The sequence below is a fragment of the Sphingobium sp. SA916 genome (genome assembly GCF_002894065.1).
GTDB lineage: Bacteria > Pseudomonadota > Alphaproteobacteria > Sphingomonadales > Sphingomonadaceae > Sphingobium > Sphingobium fuliginis.
Genome location: NZ_LXYF01000001.1, coordinates 213,622 through 234,499, shown reverse-complemented (window position 1 = coordinate 234,499; position 20,878 = coordinate 213,622). Strand labels below are relative to the sequence as shown.

The 20,878-nt window shown below is 67.0% G+C and carries 28 protein-coding genes; 17 read left to right on the top strand and 11 right to left on the bottom strand.

What is annotated here, in order from left to right:
* Positions 1–431: 431 nt before the first annotated feature.
* On the top strand, positions 432–980 hold the full coding sequence (locus A8G00_RS01215; protein WP_025551523.1) for a hypothetical protein: 549 nt from the start codon (positions 432–434) through the stop codon (positions 978–980).
* Positions 981–1,246: 266 nt separating this feature from the next.
* Here the strand turns inward: A8G00_RS01215 and A8G00_RS01210 are convergent, their stop codons facing one another.
* From A8G00_RS01210 to A8G00_RS01175, 8 genes are all read right to left on the bottom strand, one after another.
* Complete coding sequence (locus A8G00_RS01210) at positions 1,247–2,788, bottom strand: right-handed parallel beta-helix repeat-containing protein (RefSeq protein ID WP_253257874.1); 1,542 nt, start codon at positions 2,786–2,788, stop codon at positions 1,247–1,249.
* Positions 2,789–3,045: 257 nt separating this feature from the next.
* The gene (locus A8G00_RS01205; RefSeq protein ID WP_102999738.1) at positions 3,046–3,741 is read right to left on the bottom strand and encodes a tRNA (guanosine(46)-N(7))-methyltransferase TrmB; all 696 of its coding nucleotides are present in this window, start codon (positions 3,739–3,741) and stop codon (positions 3,046–3,048) included.
* A 222-nt stretch (positions 3,742–3,963) separates the two neighbouring features.
* Complete coding sequence (locus A8G00_RS01200) at positions 3,964–4,143, bottom strand: hypothetical protein (RefSeq protein WP_025551528.1); 180 nt, start codon at positions 4,141–4,143, stop codon at positions 3,964–3,966.
* 127 nt (positions 4,144–4,270) lie between these two features.
* A complete protein-coding gene (locus tag A8G00_RS01195) occupies positions 4,271–4,981 on the bottom strand; it encodes a methyl-accepting chemotaxis protein (RefSeq protein WP_102999737.1) in 711 nt (236 codons plus the stop codon).
* A gap of 234 nt (positions 4,982–5,215) precedes the next feature.
* Positions 5,216–6,421 carry a methionine adenosyltransferase gene (gene metK, locus A8G00_RS01190; RefSeq protein ID WP_048578481.1) on the bottom strand — a complete coding sequence of 402 codons (1,206 nt, stop codon included), beginning with the start codon at positions 6,419–6,421 and terminating at the stop codon, positions 5,216–5,218.
* 60 nt (positions 6,422–6,481) lie between these two features.
* Positions 6,482–8,125 carry an apolipoprotein N-acyltransferase gene (gene lnt, locus A8G00_RS01185; protein WP_102999736.1) on the bottom strand — a complete coding sequence of 548 codons (1,644 nt, stop codon included), beginning with the start codon at positions 8,123–8,125 and terminating at the stop codon, positions 6,482–6,484.
* Between the two features lie 11 nt (positions 8,126–8,136).
* Positions 8,137–8,772, bottom strand: a complete 636-nt coding sequence (locus A8G00_RS01180; RefSeq protein ID WP_044662606.1) for a YqaA family protein — start codon at positions 8,770–8,772, stop codon at positions 8,137–8,139.
* Positions 8,773–8,784: 12 nt separating this feature from the next.
* A complete protein-coding gene (locus tag A8G00_RS01175; protein ID WP_102999735.1) occupies positions 8,785–9,306 on the bottom strand; it encodes a GNAT family N-acetyltransferase in 522 nt (173 codons plus the stop codon).
* A 90-nt stretch (positions 9,307–9,396) separates the two neighbouring features.
* On the opposite strand from A8G00_RS01175, the gene A8G00_RS01170 reads away from it, so the two are divergent.
* From A8G00_RS01170 to A8G00_RS24665, 4 genes are all read left to right on the top strand, one after another.
* Positions 9,397–9,639, top strand: coding sequence for a hypothetical protein (locus A8G00_RS01170; RefSeq protein ID WP_102999734.1), 243 nt, complete (start codon positions 9,397–9,399; stop codon positions 9,637–9,639).
* Between the two features lie 44 nt (positions 9,640–9,683).
* On the top strand, positions 9,684–10,472 hold the full coding sequence (locus A8G00_RS01165; RefSeq protein ID WP_172451717.1) for a hypothetical protein: 789 nt from the start codon (positions 9,684–9,686) through the stop codon (positions 10,470–10,472).
* Positions 10,473–10,633: 161 nt separating this feature from the next.
* A complete protein-coding gene (locus A8G00_RS01160) occupies positions 10,634–11,197 on the top strand; it encodes a hypothetical protein (protein ID WP_102999809.1) in 564 nt (187 codons plus the stop codon).
* A 132-nt stretch (positions 11,198–11,329) separates the two neighbouring features.
* Positions 11,330–11,878, top strand: coding sequence for a hypothetical protein (locus A8G00_RS24665; protein ID WP_146032539.1), 549 nt, complete (start codon positions 11,330–11,332; stop codon positions 11,876–11,878).
* Positions 11,879–12,058: 180 nt separating this feature from the next.
* Here the strand turns inward: A8G00_RS24665 and A8G00_RS24660 are convergent, their stop codons facing one another.
* Entirely contained in the window at positions 12,059–12,406 is a 348-nt protein-coding gene (locus tag A8G00_RS24660) for a hypothetical protein (RefSeq protein ID WP_146032538.1), read from the bottom strand.
* A 122-nt stretch (positions 12,407–12,528) separates the two neighbouring features.
* Positions 12,529–12,975 carry an acetyltransferase gene (locus A8G00_RS01150; protein WP_037484348.1) on the bottom strand — a complete coding sequence of 149 codons (447 nt, stop codon included), beginning with the start codon at positions 12,973–12,975 and terminating at the stop codon, positions 12,529–12,531.
* A gap of 65 nt (positions 12,976–13,040) precedes the next feature.
* Here A8G00_RS01150 and A8G00_RS01145 point away from each other — a divergent pair, with 65 nt between their 5' ends.
* The 9 genes from A8G00_RS01145 (at position 13,041) to A8G00_RS01105 (ending at position 19,271) form a co-directional block, all read left to right on the top strand.
* On the top strand, positions 13,041–14,366 hold the full coding sequence (locus A8G00_RS01145) for a DNA-packaging protein (RefSeq protein ID WP_025552161.1): 1,326 nt from the start codon (positions 13,041–13,043) through the stop codon (positions 14,364–14,366).
* Between the two features lie 126 nt (positions 14,367–14,492).
* Positions 14,493–14,831 carry a hypothetical protein gene (locus tag A8G00_RS01140; RefSeq protein WP_102999732.1) on the top strand — a complete coding sequence of 113 codons (339 nt, stop codon included), beginning with the start codon at positions 14,493–14,495 and terminating at the stop codon, positions 14,829–14,831.
* Positions 14,832–14,945: 114 nt separating this feature from the next.
* Positions 14,946–16,076: a phage portal protein gene (locus tag A8G00_RS01135; protein ID WP_044662601.1), complete on the top strand. Its 1,131-nt coding sequence runs from the start codon at positions 14,946–14,948 to the stop codon at positions 16,074–16,076.
* A 23-nt stretch (positions 16,077–16,099) separates the two neighbouring features.
* Entirely contained in the window at positions 16,100–16,420 is a 321-nt protein-coding gene (locus A8G00_RS01130; RefSeq protein WP_025552246.1) for a DUF6127 family protein, read from the top strand.
* Entirely contained in the window at positions 16,413–16,805 is a 393-nt protein-coding gene (locus A8G00_RS01125; protein ID WP_044662600.1) for an HK97 family phage prohead protease, read from the top strand. The genes A8G00_RS01130 and A8G00_RS01125 overlap by 8 nt, the downstream gene beginning before the upstream one ends.
* Before the next feature lie 128 nt (positions 16,806–16,933).
* Positions 16,934–18,046 (top strand): phage major capsid protein, encoded by a 1,113-nt coding sequence (locus tag A8G00_RS01120; protein ID WP_044662599.1) that lies wholly within the window; start codon positions 16,934–16,936, stop codon positions 18,044–18,046.
* A 124-nt stretch (positions 18,047–18,170) separates the two neighbouring features.
* Positions 18,171–18,656: a phage head-tail connector protein gene (locus A8G00_RS01115; protein ID WP_025552245.1), complete on the top strand. Its 486-nt coding sequence runs from the start codon at positions 18,171–18,173 to the stop codon at positions 18,654–18,656.
* Between the two features lie 19 nt (positions 18,657–18,675).
* Positions 18,676–18,879 carry a hypothetical protein gene (locus A8G00_RS01110; RefSeq protein WP_025552243.1) on the top strand — a complete coding sequence of 68 codons (204 nt, stop codon included), beginning with the start codon at positions 18,676–18,678 and terminating at the stop codon, positions 18,877–18,879.
* The gene (locus A8G00_RS01105) at positions 18,876–19,271 is read left to right on the top strand and encodes a DUF3168 domain-containing protein (RefSeq protein WP_102999731.1); all 396 of its coding nucleotides are present in this window, start codon (positions 18,876–18,878) and stop codon (positions 19,269–19,271) included. The genes A8G00_RS01110 and A8G00_RS01105 overlap by 4 nt, the downstream gene beginning before the upstream one ends.
* A gap of 245 nt (positions 19,272–19,516) precedes the next feature.
* Here A8G00_RS01105 and A8G00_RS01100 read toward each other — a convergent pair whose 3' ends face one another.
* The gene (locus tag A8G00_RS01100; protein ID WP_025552306.1) at positions 19,517–19,846 is read right to left on the bottom strand and encodes a hypothetical protein; all 330 of its coding nucleotides are present in this window, start codon (positions 19,844–19,846) and stop codon (positions 19,517–19,519) included.
* Positions 19,847–19,904: 58 nt separating this feature from the next.
* Between A8G00_RS01100 and A8G00_RS01095 the strand changes: the two genes are divergently transcribed.
* The 3 genes from A8G00_RS01095 to A8G00_RS01085 are packed head-to-tail and all read left to right on the top strand — an operon-like array spanning position 19,905 to position 20,829.
* A complete protein-coding gene (locus A8G00_RS01095; RefSeq protein WP_025552304.1) occupies positions 19,905–20,312 on the top strand; it encodes a phage tail tube protein in 408 nt (135 codons plus the stop codon).
* A complete protein-coding gene (locus A8G00_RS01090) occupies positions 20,309–20,635 on the top strand; it encodes a gene transfer agent family protein (protein WP_239659820.1) in 327 nt (108 codons plus the stop codon). Before A8G00_RS01095 ends, A8G00_RS01090 begins: the two co-directional genes overlap by 4 nt.
* A complete protein-coding gene (locus tag A8G00_RS01085) occupies positions 20,632–20,829 on the top strand; it encodes a phage tail assembly chaperone (protein WP_044662595.1) in 198 nt (65 codons plus the stop codon). Before A8G00_RS01090 ends, A8G00_RS01085 begins: the two co-directional genes overlap by 4 nt.
* The last annotated feature ends 49 nt before the right edge of the window (positions 20,830–20,878 follow it).

The window sequence follows — 20,878 nt, the reverse complement described above, 5'->3', positions numbered from 1 at the left end:
AAACGATGCGAAAGCGGAAAATTCGAGCGCGCGGCCTGCATCCGGTTTAACGCGGCGCGCTCCATGGCGGCGACCGGGTTTGGGTTGCCCTTGCCGATCGGCCTGTCCTGCTTGAAGGGATCGGGAGCCGGGCCTCCGCCCTGGCGGATTATCGGGCAGCTTGGTTGTGCGCGCATGAGCCATTCGCCGCATTCGAGCGCCTCGCACGAAAAGCCCGTTTGGAGGAAAGCGGCTGCCGCCGGACAATGCCGGCGGGGGCTTGGCGGCGAACCGGCTCATGCTACTCGATTGGGCGCATTCATAAAAATTACATGTTGCGCTGCACAAGGAAAAATGATTCCCTGTGTCTGTCGGCAGAACCGGCGCTTAAGCTTGCAGTAACCATCGGGGGCGCATGTTCTGCTTACGACTTGAAGTCGGAGGGCAAAAGCATGGGCACGAGTGCAAGACCTGCGGACGGGGCGATTACCCTGGCGGAGTTGCGTGAATTCGCCAGTTTCCCGGCCGCTACGCAGCGTTACATCCGAAGATCGCTGGACATCGGACTTCATCGGCGCGACGCCATGAAGCTGTGGTCGCGCGACATGGTGGAGGAAGCCAGCATTCGCGCGCAGGCGCGGATCTACGGGCGGCTGGAGGAGATCAAGGCGCGGGTGCCCGATGACAGCGGCTTGGACCAGATGGAGCCTTTCATGGCGCCGCTGGTGACGGTTTCCGCCTTCGACCTGGGGCAGGACCGGTTGTGCAGCTTTTCCGCCTATCGCTTCCTGTATGAGCGGCTGTTGGGTGCAGGATCGCGGCCATGGCTGCCGGGAGCCTTCTGCGCGGCGGCCAGCCTGCCGCACCTCCACCCCGAAAAGCGCCGGGCGCTGCTCCAGTCGATCAGCGAAGCGGCGGCGACGGCGGTCGGATGGTCGAACCGGGAGCCGACCTTCTATCCCGAATGGGTCGAGAAGGTGGATCTGAGCAAGGCGAACTGAGCGAGCGGTCCGGGCCCGTCCGGGGGGAGGGGCGCGAGGGACGCGGCGATGACGGCGCGGCGGGCCGGACCCGGCGCGCCGTTGCCTTTTTCCGCCGTCATGGCCCTCCATGCGCTTGATCCAGGTCTAGATTATCGCAATCGACTTCCCGGCGGAACTATGTCCTATTGCCGTCCGCAGGCATTGGCCTGTGTGCGACCCAACTGAAGCCCCGCCTTCCTTCGCAAGGGGCGGGGCTCCTTTGCCTTTGGCGGAGGGGGATCGGGTCAGCGGCGGGTTTCGAAGGCGGAACTGGCCCGTGGTTGCCGGAGCCGGACGGGGGTTCCCAGTTCGCGCCCCAGCATCGCCAGCATCCAGTTCCGGTGGCGGTCGATGAATTCGGGGAAAGCGTCGGGGCTGGCGGGGTCGAACCTGGGCACGTCCCAGTCCGACGCGATTTCCTGATAGGGCTGGATGGTCTGGCCGGCGCCATCGTCCGGCAGGTCGATATGGCTGCCGAAATAGCTGTTCCGCCGGAAGCGGATCGATTCGGCCGGGGTGAAGCCGGCCCGGATCAGATAGTCGGGGCCGCTGCGCCCGCTCTCGCTGCCGTAGCGGGCGGTGCCCGCCACCTTGAAGACATTTCGCGCGAAGCGGACTCCGCGCGCCCAGCCCTGCCATTCGGTGGCGACGATCATCTGCACGTCCATCGCCGGGCCGACATGGATGACGTTCCTTTCGATCCGGGCGTCCGACACATTGCCGGAAAGCTGGAAGATGCGGGCGCCGTCGTTGCGGCTGACGTTGAAGCGCGCCAGCGTGCCGCGATTGCCCAGATTGTCCTTGTCGTTGCGGCGGGGCGAGCAGATCAGCAGGAAGCCGCCGGCATTGTCGTGGCTGTAATTGTAGAGGAAGGTCGTCCGGCGCGAGTTGAAGTCGGAATCGAAGCCCTGGCCGTCATAGCGGGTGCGGGTATGGGCCGCCTCGTTGAGCTGGATCAGGCTGTTGTCGGTGCTCCACTGCCAGATGCCGGCATTGTAGCCGGGCGCGCGGCTGCCGGCGTGGAGGACGATATTATGTTCGATCAGGGCGCCGTCCGTGCCGCGGGGGACGATGCCGTCGCCGCCGATGTCCTCCAGATAATTGTCGCGGATCACCACCTTCCTGCTGGGGAACCAGTCGAGGAAGGATACCCGGTCGCTGATCCCGGCGATGCCGGACCGGTCGACGCGCCACAGGATGTTCCGCTCGATCGCGAGGTCCTGGAAGCGCGTGGCGACCTGCCGGCCGGTGGCGCGGAACAGGATGCCGCCATTGTCCTTGCGGTCGTTGGTGCCGCGGACATCGTGGACATAATTGTCGCTGATGCGGATGCCCCGCGTCACCCCGCGGTTTTCGGCGCGCACCAATATGCCGATGCGCGGGGCCGGCGAGGGGGCGGCGTTGGTGACTTCCAGCCCGCTGATCGTGACGTGATCGGCGTCGATCACGGCGACGGCATATTCCGAAACGCCGCCCGCATCGATGCGCGGGCGCGGGCCGGAGCCGGTCGCGCCGACCGTGATGGGCGATCCCGCCCTGCCCGAGCGGGCGATCGTCAGCGGTTCCCGCCAGACCGATCCGGCGGCCAGCAGGACGCGGTCGCCGGGCCGGAGCGGCCAGCCATTGACCCGCGCGAGCGAGCGCCAGGCCCGGTTGCCGGCCGTGCCGTCCGCATTGTCGTCGCCCTGGCGGGAATCGACATAATAGGTTTCGGCGTGGGCGGCGGTGACGAGGGGGGCGGGAAACAGGAGCGTTGGAAGAAGAAACGCCCAATATGGCTTCGGCACCTGTCGGTCTTTCACGGCGTTGCGATCTGGCCGTGAGATTGATGGAGGGGGGCTGAACGGTCAATGAAGATGTGGCGATTGCGGGGACGATGGCGTGTTGCGGGGAAAGGAGGGCCGGCAAGCCCTTGAATTGCCGGATGGGAGCCCTAGATTGATGTGGTCACTCTTCCCCCTTGGAGTGACACCTCCCTGAACCTTGGCCCCGCCGTGGAGCTTGCTCCGGCGGGGTTTCTTTTTGGAGAGGGCCGGGGCGGCGATCAGCGGCGGCGGTAGCGGAAGTACCAGACTTCATGGCCCAGGCTGCGCGCTTTCGCTTCGTAGCGGGTTTCGGGCCAGCCGCCGGGGCGGCGCTGGAAATCCGTGGGAGAGCCCGCCAGCCATTCGAAATCGGGATGGCCGTTCATCACCATCAGCGCCCAGCGCAGATAGACGGGATGGTCCGTGCCGAAGCGGAATTCGCCGCCCGGCTTCAGCTTGCGCGCGATCATCGCGACCGGGCCGGGGTTCATCATGCGGCGCTTGGCGTGGCGGGCCTTGGGCCAGGGGTCGGGGTGGAGCAGATAGACGAAGCTGAGCGAGCCGTCCGGAATCCGGCTGAGCACGGAGAGCGCGTCGCCCATGTGGAGGCGGACATTGCCCAGCGCCCTGTCGCGGATATGGCCGAGCGCGGTGACGACGCCGTTCAGGAACGGTTCGCAGCCGATGAAGCCGTGATCGGGCAGCAGGTCGGCGCGATAGGCGAGATGTTCGCCGCCGCCGAAGCCGATTTCGAAATGCAGGGGACGGTCATAGCCGAACAGGCCCGCGGCGGTGACATCCCCTTCCTCAGGCACGGAGAGGGCGGGCAGCAGGGAATCGACCAGTTCCTGTTGCCCCTTGCGGAGCTTGTGCCCGGACTGGCGGCCGTAGAGGCGGTTGAGCGTGGTGGGATCGCCGGATTTATGCGCTGTCATGCGCGGGCGGATAGAGCATTTTCGGTGCGAGTGAAATCACCTGCCGGATCGAAAAATGCGGGAAGGGGGATGGGGTAAGGAGGGGAGCGTTATGGGGCGCCTCCTGTCCCCGTTGTTGAGGAGATGATGCCGGGGACAGGAGGCTCAGGCCTGACGCCGTGGGCGGCGTCGGGCTTGTTCCTTTGGGAGGCGACGGGCCGGGGCCGATGCGAACCCGTCAGGTCATTTGCACTTGGCGAAGCGGCCCTTGGCGTCCTTGCACGGTCCCTTCTTGGCGACCGGCTTGGGCGGACATTTGACGAACTTGCCCTTGGCGTCCTTGCATGGCGCGGCCAACGCTGGGGCTACGCTGCCGGTCATGAGGGCTAGGCCGAGGAGGGCGGAAGTCAGTGGCCTGGTCATCGCATTCCCCTTGGAAAGAGGTTGCCGGACCCGACAGGGGTGCGGGTCCGACGCCCTGCTTATGGGCGTTTTGCGGGCGGCATGCCAATGAACTTTTCGTCATGTTGCCGCCATGCGGGGGCCCTTGTCAGGCCGCCGATTGCCGGTCCGTCAGGCCGATCCGTTCCTGCTGCATCATGGCCGCGGCGCGTTCGGTGGCGATGCGGGTGTCGTCGGCCAGTTTCTTGACCTCGCCCGCGACGACGGCGAAGCCGCGGCCGGCCTCCCCGGCGCGGGCCGCCTCTATCCGGGCGTTGAGGGCGAGCATGTTGGTCTGGGCGGCGATGCCGCGGATGGTCGAGACGATGTCGGCCAATTGGGTCATCGTCTTTTCCAGCGCATTCTTCTGCCGCTCCAGATCGTGCTGGAGGCGATGGCTGTCGGCCAGGCGATGACGCGCCTCCCGTTCCTGCCGGACCTGGCGGGTGATGTCGGTGGCGATCTTCACGACCTTGCGCAATGTGCCGTCGGCTTCGAAGACGGGATTATAGGTGGCCTGCAACCAGATTTCGCGGCCGTTGCGGTCGCGGCGCTCATAGGCGCCGGCGTCGAAGGCGCCGGAACCGAGCTTCTGCCAGAAATCGGCATATTCCTGGGATGCGGCATGGTCCGGCGTGCAGAAGATCCGGTGGTGCTTGCCCGCAATCTCTTCCAGCCCATAGCCCATCAGGGCCAGGAAATTGGCGTTGGCCGTCAGGATCGTGCCGTCCAGCGCGAATTCGATCACCGCCTGGCTGCGGTTGAGGGCTGTCCACGCGGCTTCGGCGCCTTGGGCGCCGTAAGAGAGGGAAGAGGCCAAACCATGTCTCCTTGATCCATCCGGCGCTAGGCGGAGCATGGTTAAGGAAGGGTAAGGGGCCATGAAAAAGGGGCTGCCGGGCGACCGGCAACCCCTGATGCGATGTGCTTTCCCGACCCGGATCGGGTGTGTGGGATTCAGCCCAAATGGCGGCTTTCCGCGCTTCCGGCGCTTACCTGCCGAACTGCGCTTCGCGCTTTTTTCGCCTTGCCCTGAACGGAATCCCGGCGCGCCTTAAAGGGCGGCCTTGAGCTTTTCCACCAGGTCGGTGCGTTCCCAGGGGAAGAAGTCGCCCTCCGCCTTGCGTCCGAAATGGCCATAGGCGGCCGAGGGCTGGTAGATCGGCTTGTTGAGGCCGAGATGGGTGCGGATGCCGCGCGGGGTGAGGCCGCCCAGTTCCTTGATGTTCTTGATCGCCTGTTCGATCCTGTCGTCCCCGACCGTCCCGGTGCCGTGGGTGTCGACATAGAGCGACAGCGGTTCGGAAACGCCGATGGCGTAGGCGAGCTGGATCGTGCAGCGGCGGGCGAGGCCGGCGGCGACGATGTTCTTGGCGAGATAGCGGGTGATATAGGCGGCCGAGCGATCCACCTTGGTCGGGTCCTTGCCGCTGAACGCGCCGCCGCCATGGGGCGAGGCGCCGCCATAGGTGTCGACGATGATCTTGCGGCCGGTAAGGCCGGCGTCGCCGTCCGGGCCGCCGATTTCGAAGCTGCCGGTCGGGTTGATGTGATAGACGGTCTCATCCGAGAGCAGTTCGCCGGGCAGGATTTCCGCGACGACGCCCTTCACGTAATTTTTGAGCTCGGCTTCCTTCTCGCCTTCGTCATAGCCCGGCGCGTGCTGGGTCGAAACGACGATGGCGGTGGCGGCGGCGGGCTTGCCGTTTTCGAAGCGCAGCGTCACCTGGCTCTTCGCGTCCGGCTCCAGGAAGGGGGCGCGGCCGCTGTGGCGGTCGGCGGCCATCTTCGCCAGGATCTTGTGGCTGTAGTCCAGCGTGGCGGGCATGAGGTCGGGCGTTTCGTCGCAGGCGAAGCCGAACATGATGCCCTGGTCGCCCGCGCCTTCATCCTTGTTCCCGGCGGCGTCGACGCCCTGCGCGATGTGCGCCGACTGGGCGTGGAGATTGTTTTCGAAGCGGAAAGTTTCCCAGTGGAAGCCGTCCTGTTCATAGCCGATGCGCTTTACCGTGTCGCGGACGGTGCGTTCGATCTCTTCCTGTGCGCCCGGCGCCCATTCGCCATTTTCATAGACGCCCTTGCAGCGGATTTCCCCGGCGAGGACGACGAGCTGCGTCGTGGTCAGCGTTTCGCAGGCGATGCGGGCTTCGGAGTCCTTCGACAGGAAAAGGTCGACGATGGCGTCGGAAATCTGGTCCGCGACCTTGTCGGGATGGCCTTCGGAAACGGATTCCGAGGTGAAGAGGTAGTTCGAACGCATGGTTGCTCCAGTCTGATGCTGTGTCTGCGTATAAAGAAATCTTTATGTGCAGTGGATGCCTTAGCGGCTGCCGCGCAACCGGGCAAGTGGGATGCAGGCGAGGACGAGCAGCGCTGCAAAGGCGAAGGGGAGAAGATTGCCGAACCGCGCGAAGATCGTCGGCGGCAGCGCGGGGGGGAGCGCGGTGTCGAGAAAACCGGCGTGGTGGTGGCCGATGCTGCCGAGGATATGGCCGCGGGCGTCGACCACCGCGGAGATTCCGGTGGGGGTGGAGCGGATGATGGGGATGCCCTCCTCCAGCGCGCGGAGGCGGGCCTGCGCCAGATGCTGGACCGGGCCCCAACTGCCGAACCAGGCGTCGTTGGAGGGGTTGAACAGGAAGTCGGGGCGGTTGGCTTCGTCCACAACCTGGCCGGAGAAGATGATCTCGTAGCAGATCTGCACGCCCATCCTGAGCGGCGGGCGGCCCAGCGTGGCGGGCAGGGCCAGGCTTTGCGGGCCGGGGCCGGGCCAGAAGTCGACGGCGCCGGGGACGAGGCGGGACAGGCCGAGCGGCTGGAGAACCTGGCGCATCGGCAGATATTCGCCATAGGGGACGAGATGGGACTTGTCGTAGCGGCCGAGCAGGCGGGCCTGGGCGTTTACGACGAACAGGCTGTTGTTCGCGCCGGCCAGCGCGTTTTCCGGGACGCCTTCTTTCCCGACCTGTTTGAAATAGACCTTGGTCGCGCCGGTCATGAGGAGGTCGCCGGGGCCGAGGCGGGCCGCGAGGCGGGCGCGCCAGTCGGGCTCCATGTCGAGATAGGCGGGGATGGCGGCTTCGGGCCAGAAGATCAGGCGAGGGGCCGGGCGCGGCGTGCCGGAGAGGGTGGCGAGGGTATGGAAATGGGCCCGTTCGAGTTCGGGCGAATATTTTTCGTCCTGGCCGATATTGGGTTGGACCACGCGGATTTTGGGGGCGCCTGTGGGGGTGGGCGGGGCGGGGGAGAGATTGCCCCACAGGGTCAGGGCGATGAGGGGTGTAATGAGCGCGGCGGCGGGGCGGAACCGGCGGCGGAGGGCGAGGAGGAGCGCGCCCGACGCCAGTATGGCGAGCGCGCCGAGGCCGTAGGTGCCGATCAGGGTGGAGGCGATCGCCATGCCGGTGGGGAGGAGGGTGACGCCCAGCGGGTTCCACGCGAAGCCGGTGAAGACGGTGGCGCGGAGATATTCGGAGGTGAGCCAGCAGGCGGCGAAGAGGAGGGTGAAAGGAAGTGTGGCGTGCTCCTGCGGAGGCAGGAGTCCAGTTCTGACGGCGGGACTGGGCTGTCGCGAGCCGCTTGTCTCGTTCCAGTGCCTTCGCAGGAACACGTTGTTCTGTAGATGGTACAGCCACCGGGCCGCCAGCGTGGCCAGGCCGGGATAGACGGCGAGGTAGAGGGACAGGAGGACCACCGCGCCATAGCCGAACCAGTGGGGCATCGCGTCCTGAAAGGTGAAGGCGTGGGCGATCCAGTTGAGGCCGAGGGTGAAATGGCCGACGCCGAACAGCCAGCCGCGCAGGAAAGCGCTGCGGCGGTCGGGAGCCTGTTCGATCAGGAGGATGAGCAGCGCGAAGCAGGCGAGGGTGACAGGCCAGAGCTTCAGCGGTTCGAAGCCGGTGGCCGCCGCGAATCCGGCGAGCAGGGCGGTGAGCTTCGGAAAGCGGGCCGGAATGTCCTTCATGCCGGTGCGGATCAGTGCAGGGTGGCCATGGTGGCGTGGCTGCACTTGTCGCTCTTGTCCCCGCCGCCGGACAGGGCGGAGGCCGCGATGAAGCCGCCGACCAGCAGCACCAGGAAGGCGGCGGAGAGCAGGCCGAGATATTTTTCGATGAACGCCTTTATCGGGCGGCCGAACTTCCAGAACAGGAAACCCACCAGCATGAACTGGAAGGCGCGGCTGAGCACGCTGGCCCAGAGGAAGGTGAAGAGGGAGAGGCCGATGAAGCCCGCCGTGATGGTGATGAGCTTGAACGGGATCGGCGTCGCGCCCTTGATCAGGATGATCTCTGCCCCATAATCGCGCAGATAGCAGGCGGCGACGGGGAATTTCGCGGCGAGGCCGAGGGCGTGCAATATCTGCTGCCCGACCGTTTCATAGAGGAAATGGCCGATGGCATAGCCGAACAGCCCGCCCAGCACCGAGGCGATGGTGCAGATCAGCCCGAAGCGGATCGCGCGTTCCGGGCGGGCGAGGCACATCAGGCCCAGCAGCGGGTGCGGCGGGATCGGGAAGAAGCTGCTTTCCATGAAGCTGATGGCGAAGAGCCAGCGTTCGGCGTGGGCGTGGGCGGCTTTCGCCAGCGTCCATTGGTAGAGCTTGGTGAGCATCGGGTTGAGGCCCTAGCCCAACTGCTTTCGGGCCGCCAGTGCTTTTGCCAGGACGACCATCTGCTGCGGCGGATCGAGCGGTACGGGATAGGGGCGCGTCTCTCCCGTCGGTCGGTAGCCGCGTCTTCGATAATATCGGATGAGATTGTCGTGGGTGGAGATGACGGTCATTTCCATCCGCCGGGTACCGAAGGCGGTCGCGGCGAGCTGTTCGGCGGCGGCGATGAGGCGGTGGCCGAGGCCCCCCGACTGGAGCGCGGGATCGACGCAGAGCAGGCCGAGACAGGCGCGGCCGTCGCCCCGGTCGGAGATATGGACGCAGCCGATGGGGGCGTCGTCCGGAGCGGGCGCGACCAGCAGGCGTTCGGCGGGGTCGGCGAGGATCGCCTCCAGCGCGGCGATGCTGGTGCGGGGGGTGGCGGGCGGGGCGGTCTCTATGGCCCAGCTTTGCCGGGCGGTTTCGCCGCGATAGGCGCGCTCTATGATCGGGTGGAGCCGGGGGAGGTCCGACGGGCGGGCGAGGCGTATGTCCATGGCCGGCCTGTAACGCCCTTGTGATGGAAGCGACAGGGGCCTTGATCGGTGCCGCGTCGCCACGGTAGCTTTGCCGTGTAGGAGACGCATATGCTTGGCATGGGAGAGGGCGCCTGTCCCTTTGAGTTCAATACCGATCCCGCGACGTTCAAGGTCGGGGATTCGATCAGCTACCGGGTCACGGGCAGTCTGGAGGGCATGCCCTTTGCCGGCGTGCTGCTGGAGGTGCATGAGGATCATGTCGTGCTGACGTCGGACCCGAACGACAGGGCGAGCCGGATGCGGGCGACCCGGGAAAGCCGTCCTGTCGTCCGGGAGGAGGATATCTGTTGACGCCACGGCGTTGACGGCGCGGCGGCGTCTGGGCATGACCCCTTATGAGTCCGGCCCGGCGCATCCGAGTGAATTTGACCTTATCCCTTCCCTCCCAATGGCGCGAGCGCGGCGGCGGATTGCTGCTGGCGCTGCTGTTCAACGCGCTGCTGCTGCTGGCGTTGCTGACGCTGGCGCCCGATCCGGTGATCCGGCTGCCGGACCTGCGCAATCCGGTGACGTTCGAGATGGCGCCCGCGCCCAAGGCGGAGAAGGCGCAGAGCAAGGCCGAGAAGAGCGAGAAGAAGAAGCAGGAGAAATCGGCGCGGCGGCAGGTGCAGCAGCCGGTGGTCAAGCGCGACCGTCCCGTGGTGAAGCCGACCGAGCAGCAGCCCTCGCCGCTGCCGTTCCTGGTGCTGGACAGCCAGCAGATGGCGTCCGCCGACATCGGCAAGATGGCGAAGAAGGGCGCGGCCGACGGCGCGACGGGGCAGGGCAACAGCGCGGCGGCGGCGGGGCCGGGCGAGGGGCCGGGGGGCGTGCAGTTGTTCGATGCGGAATGGTACCGGCGGCCGAGCCATGCGGAACTGGCCGGCTATCTGCCCGCCGATGCGCCGACAAGCGGCTGGGGTCTGGTCGCGTGCAAGACGGTGGATCATTACCATGTCGAGAACTGCCAGGCGCTGGGGGAATCGCCCATGGGGTCCGGCTTTGCCAAGGCGGTTCGGCTGGCGGCGTGGCAATTTCTGGTGCTGCCGCCGCGGGTGAATGGCAAGGTGATGGTCGGGAGCTGGGTTCGGATCAGGATCGACTATACGCGCAGCGTGGCCGGCGGGGACGATGCGGGGCGGTGAACCGGGAGGAGGTTTTAACCCATATGGAACATTTTTGTTGACATCGTCACGCTGTTCTGGCACATAGGTCTACATTGGGAAAATGTGAGTCGCCGATGAGGCGGTGAAGGGCTGGTCCTTGTCGGGGCCGGCCCCTTTGCTTTGCATGCGGGGGATTGGCTGTGGCGGACGGAGAAGGGAAGAGGAGCCGGTTCGGCGGGCGGGCCAATGCGCCCGAGCGGGTGCTGGCGCTGGAGAATGGGCCGCAGGGGGCGCTGGGCGTCGCGCCGCAGATGCGCGCGGTGCGCCGGAATGGCTGGACGCCGGCGCTGCGGCAGAAGTTCCTGGAGACGCTGGCGCTGACCTGCAACGTCAGCGAGGCGGCGCGGGTCGTCGGGCGGAACTTGTCGACCGTCTATTATCTGAAGCGGCGCGATCCGGCGTTTGCGCGGGCGTGGAAGCAGGCGCTGAGCATCGGGCATGAGGAATTGCGGGCGCTGATGCTGCGGCAGGCGCTGTTCGGCACGGAGGATGAGGAGATCGTGCTGGACGGGGAAGGGGCGGTCAAGAGCCGGAAGATCAGGCGGGGGCATCCGCACATGATCCAGGCGCTGCTGTTCAGGGCGCATGAGAAGGAGGTGGAGGAGATGCAGCGGCTGGAGAGCGTGGAGCGGCCCGATGGCGAGGATGCGGTGGAGCGGTTGCGGGCGGCGCTGGATGAGGTGCGGAAGCGGAGTGGGGGGTAGGGGATTTTGGGTGGGTAGGGGGATGGCGGCTTTGGCGGAATTTCTCCCGATTGCGGAAGATCCATTTGAAATTCTGGGCTGTCGGCATAGGAAACTATCTGTAGCTCAGCTTCGGTAGAATAGGTGTAGGCGATGGACATTCGCAGTTTTCGGACGGAGTTGTCACGAGCCTTTCAATCTGAAGGCTTTTTCGAAAAACGCCTTTTCAAAGGTGCGAATAAAGTTTGGATGCAACAATCGTCTGGCGAGATCGCGTCCTATTTCGATCCCGATGCGCAACGCAGGCCTTGGGGGTTTCGACTTCTCGGTGTTGTGGGCATCGACATTCCCGCTCTTCGGCAGTGGTTGAACCAACATAAGCCGGGAACGGAGAGCGGTATTTTTCAGGGAGGCTTCGTCGGCTATTACATAGCGAACGACGATGTATTGGGCCGTTTTCAAGTCGAACACGGCTTGCCGGTTCCGGCTGACCTGTGGGTCGGACTCATCAAGGACCAGCTTGATCGCATACCGCAATCCTTAACTGGGCTACTCGAAACCTATCGAAAAAATCGGGAGGAACTGGGATGGCTGGCGCACCCACATGAAAAGGCAGCTTGGGATTTTCTCGTAAAGTGGCACGAAAGTCCCGATCCTGCTCTGCATGTGCCGTATCGATTACCAAACGGCCAAGTCGTTTAGTGGCGGCAATCGGGAACCCGAATTACTGATCCAAGCGGCAACAAATGGTCGCTTGCCGCTGGGCAGTTTCTAATCCCGAGCCGGACCAGCGGGTTACAGGAAGCTGGACGCGATTCGTAGGCCGGGAAAGCCGATGGAGGGTGGTTTGCGGGCAGTCGGCTTTGGGGTAACGCAAGATGATTATCCGACATCTGGATATAGGACACCATAGATCGTCAAGGCTAAACCGGCGGCAAATATTGCGATCGAAAACGTCTCCATTGGGACAGACATAAAGCGATTTGGAGCTTTATACAGTAGCCGTTCCTTCAAATTTCTTTTAGGTGTCTTCAGCAAACGTTTTCGATTAAAATAGCTGCCCACTTTCCAGTTCACCATAGCCGCTGCAATTAACGACAGCCCCCAATACCATCGTTGATCTGGTAGTAGGGGCTGCGCAATTTGGAGCATGAGCGCAAAAACCATCATTGTGCCAAATATGGTTAGCGCGGTGACATAGCCTCGACCCATCCACCAAAAAACAAACATTATTTTCCCTCAGACCAAGCGCTTGCTGATCATAGGCTTTCGAGCAATTCCTGCAACGGCAGGTTTTCGGGACGCAGAGCGGCTCGAAGAACGACAAAAACTGGCCGTTTCAGGTCATCTCGTCAGGGGGCGTAGCGGAGGTGGATCAGGGGGTAGGGGCGGCCCTGGCCGTCCTGGTCGGAGCGGCCGGTGCGGGCGAAGCGCATGGCTTCGTAGAAGCCGATCGCCTGCGCATTCTGTTCGTTGACGTCCGTGGTGAGCGTGGGGTGGAGCGACAGGGCGTGGTCGATCAGGCGGCGCCCGACCCCCTGGCCGCGCCATGCGGGGTCGATGAACAGCGCCTCCATATGCGTGCCGTCGATCAGCATGAAGCCGATGGCGTGATCGTCCGGGTCGGTGGCGAGCCAGGCGGGCGCGTGGGGGAGGAAGGCGGCGACCTCCGCCTCTATCGCGGTGCGGTCTGCCGGCGTCAGGAAATCATGGGTCGCGTCGACGGCCTTGCGCCAGATGTCGAGCAGGCGGGCGCCGTCGGCGGCGCGGGCGGGGCGGATGGAACTCATGGCGGGCATATAGGGATGTGGGGCTGATCGGCCAAATCGGCGGCCGTGGAAAATCGATGAATGGAGGCGGGCGCATGGCCCTTTCGGATTTCGAACGGCTGGCGCATCTGCCGGAGGCGGCGCGCGAGCGGGTGCTGGCCGGGCTGGGCGCGGCGGCGGCCGATGCGCTGGCGCATGACTGGCGCTGGCTGGCGCGGCCGGAGCAACTGGCGCCCGAAGGGGACTGGCGCATCTGGCTGATGATGGCGGGGCGCGGGTTCGGCAAGACGCGGGCCGGGGCGGAGTGGGTGCGGTCGGTCGCGGAGAGCGATCCGGCGGCGCGCATCGCGCTGGTCGGCGCGACGCTGGGCGAGGCGCGGGCGGTGATGGTGGAGGGGGCGTCGGGCCTGTTGTCCATCGCGCCCTGGTGGAACCGGCCGGTCTTCGCGCCGGCGCTGCGCAAGCTGGTCTGGCCCAATGGCGCGATCGCCACGCTTTACGGCGCGGCAGAGGCGGAGGGGCTGCGCGGGCCGCAGTTCAGCCATGGTTGGGCCGACGAGATCGCCAAATGGGCGGGCGGCGAGGCGGTGTGGGACAATCTGATGATGGGGATGCGGCTGGGCGGCGCGCCGCGCGTGCTGGCGACGACGACGCCGCGGCCCGTCGCCCTGGTGCGGGGGCTGGTGGCGCGCAACGGCGGCGACGTGGTGGTGACGCGGGGGCGGACGGCGGACAATGTCGCGCATCTGGCGGAAGGGTTCCTGGCGGCGATGGAGCGGAGCTATGGCGGGACGCGGCTGGGGCGGCAGGAGCTGGAGGGCGAGCTGATCGAGGAAGTCGAGGGCGCGCTGTGGACCCGCGATCTGCTGGAGCGGTGCCGGGTGGCGCATGTGCGCGGCGGGCTGGCGCGGGTGGTGGTGGCGGTCGATCCGCCCGCCTCCGCGCATGGCGACGCCTGCGGGATCGTGGTCGTCGGGCTGGGGGCGGATCGGCGCGCCTATGTGATTGCCGATGCGACCGTGGAGGGCGCGACGCCGGAGGGCTGGGCGCGGGCGGTGGCGGCGGCGGCGCTGGTGCATGGCGCGGACCGGGTCGTGGCCGAGGCGAATAATGGCGGGGCGATGGTCGAGAGCGTGCTGCGCGCCGCCGAGGCCGGGCTGCCCGTCCGGCTGGTGCATGCGAGCCGGGGGAAGGTGGCGCGGGCCGAGCCGGTGGCGGCCCTCTATGAGGCCGGGCGGGTGGCGCATCGGGGCGGCTTTCCCGCGCTGGAGGACCAGATGTGCGGGATGATGCTGGGCGGCGGCTATGAAGGGCCGGGGCGGTCGCCGGATCGGGCCGATGCCCTGGTGTGGGGGTTAACCGAGTTGATGCTGGGGCGGCGCGGGGATGCGCGGGTGCGGGGGATATGGGGGGATGCCTGATCCTGCGCGGTCCTGCCTTCGCAGGAGCGCTATGGTCATGATCGACCGACATTGCCGGTTCGTAATGGGGGAACAATGACCTGGTGTTTGCGTAGTCCTTTCGTCTGATTTGCAAGGAGATTGGTCATGAAACTGGCCGGATGGACGATGGCTGCGGCGGGGCTGGCTCTGGTGGGTTCGCCGGTGCTGGCGGCTTCGCTGAACGGCAAGGAGCGGGCGCGGGTGGCGCGGGCCGCGCCGCGCGATCGGGATGATGTGCGCTATTGCCTGCTCCAGGCGAAGAAGGGGCGGGACAAGGGCACGGCGATCGGTGCGGCGGGCGGGGCCGGCGTCGGCGCGCTGGCCGGCGGCAGTCTGGGCGAATCCCTGCTGGCCGGTGCGGCGGGCGCTGTGGCGGGGCGCGTGATCGGGAAGAGCGAGGGGACCAATTCCGCCTGCGATCGGGTATTGGCCCGCAATCCCTGAGAGTTCGGGGACGGGGCAGACCCGTCCGGTTTTCGGTAGGCGGCTGAGCGCCGCAGACCTTCACGATCCTCCCTCCGTTCCGGGGGGGAGGATTTTTTGTCGGTGGGTGGGTCCATGAAATTGTTCGGGGTGAAGGCGGCGCGCGGCGGGGCGCGGCCGGTGTTGGCGCGTGCCTGGGGATCGGGCGGGGTCGCGCTGGGCGAGTGGCCGGCCAGCTATGAGCAGCAGGTGCGGGCCGGGGTGATCGGCAATCCGGTGGCGCAGAGGGCGCTGCGGCTGGTGTCGGAGGGGGCTGGCGGGACCGCGCTGGTTGTCGGCGGCGTCGCGGAGGAGGTTCGGGCGCGGGTGAAGGCGCTGGTGGCGCGCTGTTCGTCCGGACAGTCGCTGGTGGAGACGGTGGCGGGCCATCTGCTGCTGCATGGCAATGCCTATGTGCAGATCATCCTGGGCGCGGACGGGATGCCGGGCGAGCTGTATGCGCTGCGGCCCGAGCGGGTGAGCGTGGAGGCGGATGCGCGGGGATGGCCGGCGGCCTATCTCTACCGCGTCGGGGAAAGCGTGACGCGGCTGTCGCCCGAGGATGGCGCCGGAAGGACCGGGATCGTGCACCTGAAGGCGCTGCATCCGCTGGACGATCATTATGGGCTGGGCTGCGTCGGGGCGGCCGCCGGGGCGGTGGCGATCCACAATGCGGCGACGGTGTGGAACAAGGCGCTGCTGGACAATGCGGCGCGGCCTTCAGGCGCGATGGTCTATGATCCGGGTGACGGGTCGGTGATGAGCCCCGAGCAGTTCGAGCGGGTCAAGCGGGAGATGGAGGTCGCCTTTTCCGGCGCGGCCAATGCCGGGCGGCCGATGCTGCTGGAGGGCGGGCTGGACTGGAAGGCGATGAGCCTGACGCCCGCCGAGATGGATTTCGTGGGGCTGAAGGCGGCGGCGGCGCGGGAGATCGCGCTCGCCTTCGGCGTGCCGCCGATGCTGATGGGCCTGCCGGGGGACAATAGCTACGCCAATTATCGCGAGGCCAATCGGGCGTTGTGGCGGCAGACGATCCTGCCGCTGCTGGCGAAGATCTGGGGCGGGTTGGCGCAGGGTCTGCAGGGCTGGTGGCCGGCGCTGTGCCTGGGCGCCGACCTGGATGCGGTGCCCGCGCTGTTCGAGGAGAGGAGCGCGCTGTGGGACCGGGTGGCGGCCGCGGACTTCCTGTCGGCGGAGGAGAAGAAGGCGATGCTGGGCATGGGGTGAGGCGACGGGCGCGGAGGCAGGTGATGAAATATGATGGAGAGATGCTGGCGCGGCTGGTGGCGCAGGCCGAGGCGCAGCCGGCGGGCGCGGACATGCTGATGATCCGCGCGCTGGTCGAGGAGGCGAGCGAACTGGGCGCGGGGCGGGCGCTGGAGCGGCTGGGGCTGGCGGATCGCGGGGCGGAGGCGGATGTGCGGGAGCTGCGCGAACTGCTGGGCGGCTGGCGCGATGCGAAGAAGGCGGCGCGGGGCGCGGTCGTCGCCTGGGTCGTGCGGATCGTCACCGCGCTGATGCTGCTGGGGATGGCGGTGAAGCTGGGTCTGCTGGGGCTGGCGCATGAGTGACGTGCGGTTCGCCGGCTATGCGGCGGTGTTCGACCGGGTGGACCGGGGCGGCGACGTGGTGCGGGCAGGGGCCTTTGCCGGGGTGGCGGCGGGGGTGCCGCTGCTGTGGCAGCATCGGCCCGGCGAGGTGATCGGGACGGTCGAGAAGGTCGAGGAGGATGCGCGGGGCCTGCGCGTGATCGGGCGGGTTTCCGGGCGGACGGCGGCGGGGCGGGAGGCGGGTCGCGCGCTTCGGGAGAAGGCGGTGGACGGGTTGTCCTTCGGCTATCGGGTGCGGGAGGCGAGAGGGGTTTCGCCCCGGGAATTGCTGGAGCTGGAGGTGGTGGAGGTGAGCGTCGTCACGCATCCGATGCAGGATCTGGCTCGGGTGATTGCGGTGGAATAGGGGGCCTTACCCCTCATCCAACTTCGCCTGGGCGGCTTTGCCGCCAAGGCTTCGTATCCTTCTCCCACAAGGGGAGAAGGAGCTGTTCGGGCGGTCCGGTGGGCCGCCCTTTTTCGTGGGAGTGGTGGATGACGGATCAGTTGGAAGCGAGCTTTGACGTGATGGCGCAGGGTGAGCGCATCGCCGGGCTGGAAAGTGAGGTCGCGGCGTTGAGGGGGGCGCTGCTGGTTCAGCAGAGGCCCGCGCTGGATGGCGTGAAGGGCGGGGCGGTCGATCCGCATCGGGCCGCCTTCGTCGAGCGCTATGTGCGGCAGGGGCTGGAGGCCGGGGTCGAGCTCAAGAGCTTTTCCGGCGCTTCGGGCGCGGCGGGCGGCTATGCGGTGCCGCGGGAGATCGACCAGATCATCGGCGCGACGCTGAAGGCGATTTCGCCCATCCGGTCGATCGCCAATGTCGTGCGGACGGGGACGGCGGGCTATCGCAAGCTGGTGACGTCGGGCGGCATCGTGTCCGGCTGGGCCAGCGAGACGGGCGCGCGGGCGGAGACGGCGACGCCGAGCTTCAACGAGATCGTGCCGCCTTCGGGCGAGCTATACGCCAATCCGGCGGCGAGCCAGGCGATGCTGGACGATGCGCAGTTCGATGTCGAGGGCTGGCTGGCCGGGGAGATCGCCCGCGAGTTCGCGGCGGCGGAGGGCGCGGCCTTCGTCAACGGCAATGGGACGAACAAGCCCAAGGGCTTCCTGACCTATACGACGACCAATGAGGCGGACAGCGTGCGCGCCTTCGGGTCGCTGCAATATGTGGCGTCGGGGGCTTCGGGGGCCTTTGCCGCTTCGGGGCAGGACAGGCTGATCGACCTGGTGCAGGCGTTGCGCGCGCCCTATCGCCAGGGGGCCTGCTTCGTGATGAATTCGGCCACGCTGTCGGTCATCCGCAAGATGAAGACCAGCGACGGGGCGTTCATCTGGCAGCCTTCGCTGAGCGCGGGGCAGCCGGCGACGCTGCTGGGCTATCCGGTGGTCGAGGCCGAGGACATGCCGGACATTGCGGCGGGTTCGCTGTCGATCGCGTTCGGCAATTTCCAGGCGGGCTATGTGATTTCCGAACGCAGCGAGACCAGCATCCTGCGCGATCCGTTCAGCAACAAGCCGTTCGTGCATTTCTATGCGGTGAAGCGGATCGGCGGGGCCGTGGCCAATTCGGAGGCGATCAAGCTGATGAAGTTCGCGGCTTCCTGATCACCCCTCATCCAACTTCGCCTAAGCGGCCTTGCCGCTAAGGCTGCGTATCCTTCTCCCACAAGGGGAGAAGGAAAGACTGGGGGCGTCCTGCGGGGCGTCCCCTTTTTTGGTGGGAGGGGCCATGTTGGCGGATCTCAAGGCCTGGTTGCGGATCGGGTCGGATGATGAGGATGGCGTGCTGGAGCGGCTTTTGGGAAGCGCTTCGGGGCTTTGCGAGCAGTTTATCGGGCAGTGGCTGGTGGTGCGGGAGGCGTCGGAGACGGTCGTCGCGGACGGGAGCTGGCAGAGGCTGACGGCGCGGCCGGTGGTGGCGATCGAGGGGGTGGAGGCGGCCGGCGTGGCGCTGGCGCCGGAGGCCCATGCGATCGACATCGATGCTTCCGGCGATGGCTGGGTGCGGGCGCGGCCGGTCGATGGGCCGGGGGAGGTCGTGGTGCGCTATCGCGCGGGGCTGGCGGTCGATGAGGATGCGCTGCCCGACGCGATTCGGCAGGGGATCGTGCGGCTGGCGGCGGAGCATTTCGCGGCGCGGGGCGGGGACGTGGCGACGCCGCCCGCCGTGGTGAGCGCGCTGTGGCGGCCATGGCGGCGGATGCGGCTGGCATGAGCATGAGGGGGCGGTGGGCATGAGGGGATGGCTGGGCGCGCTGGTCGAGGCGCGGATGGAGGCGCGGCGGCGGGGGATTGCCGCGGCTCTGGCGGCGGCCGGCGTGGAGGCGCAGGTCGAGGGTGAGGCGGTGCGGCTGTCCGGGCGCGGGCTGAAGGCTCGGTGGATGGGCGATCTGGCGCTGCGGGAAGCGGTGCGGCATTCGGGAGGGGGGCGGCGATGAGCGCGGAGGTGGCGGTGCGTGGAGCCGTGGTTGCGGCCCTGCGTGGGGATGCCGTCTTGATGGCGGGGGTGAACGGGCTGTTCGACGGCGCGCCGGGACGGGCCAGCGCGCCCTATGGGGTGGTGGGGGACTGCATCGCGCTGGATTGGGGCGCGAAGGATGTGGAGGGGCGGGAACTGACCGTGGCGGTCAGCGTGTTCGACGTGGGGGAGGCGCCTGCGCGGCTGGGCGGCCTGCTGGAGCGGGTGGATGCGGCGATGCGGGCGCTGGGGCCGGTGGAGGGCTGGCGGGTCGTTGGCGCGCGGCTGGTGCGGTCCCGCGTGGCGCGGACGGCGGCGCGGGACGGGTGGCAGGCCCTGGCGGATTATCGGGTGCGGGTGGTGCGGGCTTAGAGCCAATCGACATTCAGCCCTGACGGCCTGCAAATGACACTTTTCCGTGCTTCCGGTGCTCACGTACTTTGAGTACGCTGCGCTCCGGGTCACGGAAAACCATCATTTTACCTTCGGTGGTCTTCGGCTCGGCTCGTCATCATCTGAATGTCGATTGGCTCTAACCGAGGCGGCCCGTCGGCGTCGCGGGGGAGGATGGGTCCCCGCTTTCGCGGGGACGGCGGTGAAGCGGGGGAGTGGTGGGCTTAGCTGCCCGGCTTCGAATAGTCTTCATATTCTCCGACGATCTTGTCCCGATATTCGCTGATCTGGTCGTCGGCGTCCGATTGCGCGTCCTTGTCCGACATGCCGCTCGACTTGTCGTCGGCGACGATGGCGGCGCGGAAGGCGGCTTCCTTGGCGCCGCATTCGCTCTTCAGCGCGGACTGGAAATCGCCGAGCGACAGTTTCTTGTCGATGGCGGGCTGAATCTGTTTCGACAGGCACTGCGAATAGTCCTTGCGGCCAGTGCCGACATCGACGCCGCCCTGCGGAGCGGCGGCCAGCAACAGCATCAGGGGGGCGGTGACGAACATAGGGGGCCTCTCTCCAAATCCCGAATCTTGCACGGTTTATCGTAGAGGAGAATGCGCCATGGGCGTGGAAAAAGGAAGCGCGTTTCTGTTGAAAATAGGCGATGGCGGGGCGCCTGCGGCCTATGCGACCGTGGCCGGGATGCGGACCACGCAACTGTCCGTCAACGGCGAGGCGGTGAACGTCACGCACAAGGGATCGGGCGGCTGGCGCGAGCTGCTGTCGGGTGCGGGCGTGCGATCCGTCAGCGTGTCGGCGGCGGGCATATTCACCGGATCGGCGGCGGAGGTGCGGCTGCGCAACCATGCGCTGGCCGGGACCATCGAGGATTATGAGCTGAGCTTCGAAAGCGGCGAGAAGATGCGCGGGCGCTTTCTGGTGACGCGGCTGGACTATGCCGGGGATTATAATGGCGAGCGCAACTATGCGCTGAGCCTGGAAAGTTCCGGGCCGGTGGTGTCGCTGTGAGCGGGGGCAATGGCGCCCCAGCTAACGGTGCCCGGGGCGAGGCTGCGCTGGAACTGGGTGGGGAGCGCCTTGTGCTGCGGCCCAGTTTCGCGGCTTTGGTGGCGGCCGAGGAGGAATTGGGGCCGTTGTTCGCGCTGGTGGAGCGGGCGGCGGACGGGAAGCTGTCGCTGGGCGAGATGGCCGGGCTGTTCTGGCATTGCCTGGCGGAGCCGCCGGCCGGCTTGACGCGGGAGGCTTTGGGCGAGGCGATCGTGGCGGTGGGGCTGGCGAAGCTGACGCCGGTTCTGCGCGGGATACTCGGGCAGATTTTGGGGGGACGATGAGCTTTTTCAAAGCGGCGGCGCGGCTGGCAGGGGTCGCGGGGTGGTTGCTGGGATGGCGGCCGGAGGAGTTCTGGCGGTCGACGCCCGCGGAACTGGAGAGCGTGTTGCGGGCGGCTCATGGGGATGAGGACGAGGCGCGCGTGGGGATGGATCGCGGGGAGTTGGAGAGGTTGCGGGCTGGGATGCCGGATTGAGGTTGGAATGTGGGGCTTTCCCCTCCCCCAAACCCCTCCCTGAAGGGAG

What these genes read in the sequence shown, in the direction of transcription:
- A8G00_RS01165 (WP_172451717.1), top strand. Translation starts at nt 9,684, where the DNA reads ATGAGTCCGGCCCGGCGCATCCGAGTGAATTTGACCTTATCCCTTCCC.
- A8G00_RS24665 (WP_146032539.1), top strand. Translation starts at nt 11,330, where the DNA reads ATGGACATTCGCAGTTTTCGGACGGAGTTGTCACGAGCCTTTCAATCT.
- A8G00_RS01115 (WP_025552245.1), top strand. Translation starts at nt 18,171, where the DNA reads ATGTTGGCGGATCTCAAGGCCTGGTTGCGGATCGGGTCGGATGATGAG.
- A8G00_RS01150 (WP_037484348.1), bottom strand. Translation starts at nt 12,975, where the DNA reads ATGCCCGCCATGAGTTCCATCCGCCCCGCCCGCGCCGCCGACGGCGCC.
- metK (WP_048578481.1), bottom strand. Translation starts at nt 6,421, where the DNA reads ATGCGTTCGAACTACCTCTTCACCTCGGAATCCGTTTCCGAAGGCCAT.
- A8G00_RS01105 (WP_102999731.1), top strand. Translation starts at nt 18,876, where the DNA reads ATGAGCGCGGAGGTGGCGGTGCGTGGAGCCGTGGTTGCGGCCCTGCGT.
- A8G00_RS01120 (WP_044662599.1), top strand. Translation starts at nt 16,934, where the DNA reads ATGACGGATCAGTTGGAAGCGAGCTTTGACGTGATGGCGCAGGGTGAG.
- A8G00_RS01205 (WP_102999738.1), bottom strand. Translation starts at nt 3,741, where the DNA reads ATGACAGCGCATAAATCCGGCGATCCCACCACGCTCAACCGCCTCTAC.
- A8G00_RS01180 (WP_044662606.1), bottom strand. Translation starts at nt 8,772, where the DNA reads ATGCTCACCAAGCTCTACCAATGGACGCTGGCGAAAGCCGCCCACGCC.
- A8G00_RS01085 (WP_044662595.1), top strand. Translation starts at nt 20,632, where the DNA reads ATGAGCTTTTTCAAAGCGGCGGCGCGGCTGGCAGGGGTCGCGGGGTGG.
- A8G00_RS01140 (WP_102999732.1), top strand. Translation starts at nt 14,493, where the DNA reads ATGAAACTGGCCGGATGGACGATGGCTGCGGCGGGGCTGGCTCTGGTG.
- A8G00_RS24660 (WP_146032538.1), bottom strand. Translation starts at nt 12,406, where the DNA reads ATGTTTGTTTTTTGGTGGATGGGTCGAGGCTATGTCACCGCGCTAACC.
- A8G00_RS01130 (WP_025552246.1), top strand. Translation starts at nt 16,100, where the DNA reads ATGAAATATGATGGAGAGATGCTGGCGCGGCTGGTGGCGCAGGCCGAG.
- A8G00_RS01175 (WP_102999735.1), bottom strand. Translation starts at nt 9,306, where the DNA reads ATGGACATACGCCTCGCCCGCCCGTCGGACCTCCCCCGGCTCCACCCG.
- A8G00_RS01215 (WP_025551523.1), top strand. Translation starts at nt 432, where the DNA reads ATGGGCACGAGTGCAAGACCTGCGGACGGGGCGATTACCCTGGCGGAG.
- A8G00_RS01095 (WP_025552304.1), top strand. Translation starts at nt 19,905, where the DNA reads ATGGGCGTGGAAAAAGGAAGCGCGTTTCTGTTGAAAATAGGCGATGGC.
- A8G00_RS01200 (WP_025551528.1), bottom strand. Translation starts at nt 4,143, where the DNA reads ATGACCAGGCCACTGACTTCCGCCCTCCTCGGCCTAGCCCTCATGACC.
- A8G00_RS01170 (WP_102999734.1), top strand. Translation starts at nt 9,397, where the DNA reads ATGCTTGGCATGGGAGAGGGCGCCTGTCCCTTTGAGTTCAATACCGAT.
- A8G00_RS01100 (WP_025552306.1), bottom strand. Translation starts at nt 19,846, where the DNA reads ATGTTCGTCACCGCCCCCCTGATGCTGTTGCTGGCCGCCGCTCCGCAG.
- A8G00_RS01135 (WP_044662601.1), top strand. Translation starts at nt 14,946, where the DNA reads ATGAAATTGTTCGGGGTGAAGGCGGCGCGCGGCGGGGCGCGGCCGGTG.
- lnt (WP_102999736.1), bottom strand. Translation starts at nt 8,125, where the DNA reads ATGAAGGACATTCCGGCCCGCTTTCCGAAGCTCACCGCCCTGCTCGCC.
- A8G00_RS01145 (WP_025552161.1), top strand. Translation starts at nt 13,041, where the DNA reads ATGGCCCTTTCGGATTTCGAACGGCTGGCGCATCTGCCGGAGGCGGCG.
- A8G00_RS01125 (WP_044662600.1), top strand. Translation starts at nt 16,413, where the DNA reads ATGAGTGACGTGCGGTTCGCCGGCTATGCGGCGGTGTTCGACCGGGTG.
- A8G00_RS01110 (WP_025552243.1), top strand. Translation starts at nt 18,676, where the DNA reads ATGAGGGGATGGCTGGGCGCGCTGGTCGAGGCGCGGATGGAGGCGCGG.